This is a genomic window from Clostridium sp., assembly GCF_051656525.1.
In the GTDB taxonomy this organism is placed as follows: domain Bacteria; phylum Bacillota; class Clostridia; order Clostridiales; family Clostridiaceae; genus Clostridium.
The window spans coordinates 1-2,602 of the sequence record NZ_JBOGCC010000015.1; the positions used below are offsets into that span (position 1 = coordinate 1).

A 2,602-nucleotide genomic window follows, 5' to 3' on the forward strand; every position below is an offset into this window, starting at 1 on the left:
AAGATGAATTAGAAAATGAAAGAAATAAATATGATTCTGTATATGAGGAAAAAGTAAATTTGGAAATAAGGCTAGAAAAAATGCAGAAACATAATTCTAGGGGTGCAGGTCGGAAGGAATTGCTTTCAGATAGTACTAAAGCTGATATGAAACTCAAAAGAGACCAAGGATATACAATGCGTGAAATAGCTGCCATATACGAGTGTAGCACTGGTTTAGTCTGTAAGATAGTTAATAGTAATGAGTAGTTGTATTTTTTATTTAAATTTCAATATGCTACAAGGGTTTGCAGGGGGAATATAAAAAAATTTTAAGGCTCTTTTTCTTAAAAATTTTTTATATTATACATTTTACCCCTAGCAAGACGAAGAGATGTTACACTATTGGCGGTTTCACAAAATGCGGTCAAAAGATTAATACTTGTAAAGAGCTATTCGCAAAAGGTGGAACCCGAGCATGTGCGGAACGTCGTCGAAGACAAATAAAAGACGCGCTTATCTAACTAGGCGGCTAAGTTGTAAAAAGTTACATAGGAGGATATATGGAAAACATAAAAAATAAATGTCAAACTTGCTTTTATAACAACGGATCTGTTTGTATTAATCATGCGCAGGGCTTTACTGTTGGAAATTCTAATCAAGTAAATTTGTATGGAGCGAATATAGATAGAATAGATTATTGCGTTATCGGTTATAGGAGAGAGCCAGCATTTCTAAAGCCTCAAGAAGATTAGGTTTAAGTTTAAGTTAAGTTAAAGTATAATATATGTACTAGGTAATTAACTTGATTATAATAGTGCATTAGCACGTTTGCCAAAATGTCCTATCGGGCATATCATTGCGAGGGCATCCTTTGGGAGTTCCCCTGGCGGGAACCCAAGGGTGCTGCGTAGGATGGCCCGTAGGGCATTGGAGCGATAGCGACTACTTTATTTATCTGTAGGAGTTAAAGATTCCGCAAACAATCACACACATTACAGAAGAAGAGGTATTGATATATGAGGGCTACAAGGGTATTCAAGCGATACCGCATAAGTGGCGACATTGTATCAAAATATGAATATGAGAAAGGTTTCTTAATAGGTCACGACCCAACCAAAGGTTTAATCAAAGAGGTTGGAGAAGATGGAAAGAATAAATATTTTCGTGTGGATCAAGAAACTGGTGAATATATTCAAGTTTTGATAGGTCGTCAACGTGAGGGAATGGTATCAGAGGAAATCAGCAAGAGCATTAGGCAAAAGACTTATACTAAAAATAAAAATAAGGTTAAGGACATCGTTAATTCTAATGCTTATGCTTGGAAAGATAAAAGAGGTAAGGTTATACGTCCTAAATTCTTAACATTGACTTTTAAAGACGATATGACTGATATAAAGGCAGCCAATAAGCAATTCACTAACTTTATTAAAAGGCTCAATAGATACATTATTAAACATATAGATAAAGACTTCATAGGTGTTCAGTACGTAGCCGTTCCAGAGATACAAGAGTCTAGAGCACAAAAGCATAATGTAGAGGTTTGGCATTATCATATTCTCATGTTTAATATGCCTTATATTGAGTGGAAAGACATAATGGATACATGGGGGCTAGGTGGTGCTTATATCGAGGGATTTAAGTCTAAAGATGGTGAGATAGTCAATATGACTTATGACGATAAGAAACAATGCTTTATGGCTAATAAATCAGAAGTTAAAAACATAGGTGCTTATATAACTAAAACAATGAATTACATGGAAAAGAATATGGGTAGCGATAAATTAAAAGGTGAAAAGTGTTATTTCCCAAGTGGTAAACTACTAAAAAGCGTGATAATAAATTGCACGAAAGAGACAATAAAAGAGACAATGACTCTGGAGAAGTCACTGCCTCGTAAGAATGTGTCCTTTATGAATGCGTATCAGAACGAACACGTTGGTATTTGTTTATATACAGAGTATAACACAAAGTTTACAGGAATTTCAAATATAGATATTCAAACGGAACAAACTTTAAAATTAGTTGAAAAAGCTATGAGGGATGGTCGCTCTAGATTTATCAAGGAACGGAGGGCGCATTAAAGAAAATATTTTTATAGATTTGAGATGAAATTTTCGACGAAAAATCTATAAAAATATTTATATAAATTAATTTATGAACAAAATCTAATGTGCTAAAATTAATTTATGAACGATTCAAGAATACCTTTATTTTTCCATCGTGTTCATTAATTAATTAAAAAACATCTTGTTAGAATCTCAATGTCATGCTATAATATTTATAAATTAATTTATGAACACATGGAGGTGTATTATGGAGGGTATGAAAAGAGTTACGGTTACAATTCCAGTTGAGGTAGACTTGTGTTTTACTGAACTAGCTAAAAAAAGAAATATTTCAAAGGACAAACTAATGTCTTCTATTCTTGTAGATTGGCATAACACTCCATCTAGTTTTTCTAAGGAGTATGTTCAAGAATTAAAAGATGAATTAGAAAATGAAAGAAATAAATATGATTCTGTATATGAGGAAAAAGTAAATTTGGAAATAAGGCTAGAAAAAATGCAGAAACATAATTCTAGGGGTGCAGGTCGGAAGGAATTGCTTTCAGATAGTACTAA

Annotated in this window: 4 protein-coding genes; all 4 read left to right on the plus strand. The window is 33.1% G+C overall.

The window, feature by feature from the left end:
• Positions 1 to 248 (plus strand): hypothetical protein (locus tag ACRDDY_RS00445; protein WP_438562999.1); only part of this gene is annotated, 248 nt, incomplete at its 5' end.
• Positions 249 to 541: 293 nt separating this feature from the next.
• Positions 542 to 733 carry a hypothetical protein gene (locus ACRDDY_RS00450; RefSeq protein WP_438563000.1) on the plus strand — a complete coding sequence of 64 codons (192 nt, stop codon included), beginning with the start codon at positions 542 to 544 and terminating at the stop codon, positions 731 to 733.
• A 264-nt stretch (positions 734 to 997) separates the two neighbouring features.
• The gene (locus ACRDDY_RS00455; RefSeq protein ID WP_438563001.1) at positions 998 to 2,062 is read left to right on the plus strand and encodes a rolling circle replication-associated protein; all 1,065 of its coding nucleotides are present in this window, start codon (positions 998 to 1,000) and stop codon (positions 2,060 to 2,062) included.
• 232 nt (positions 2,063 to 2,294) lie between these two features.
• On the plus strand, positions 2,295 to 2,602 hold a 308-nt coding region (locus ACRDDY_RS00460; protein WP_438563002.1), incomplete at its 3' end, for a hypothetical protein.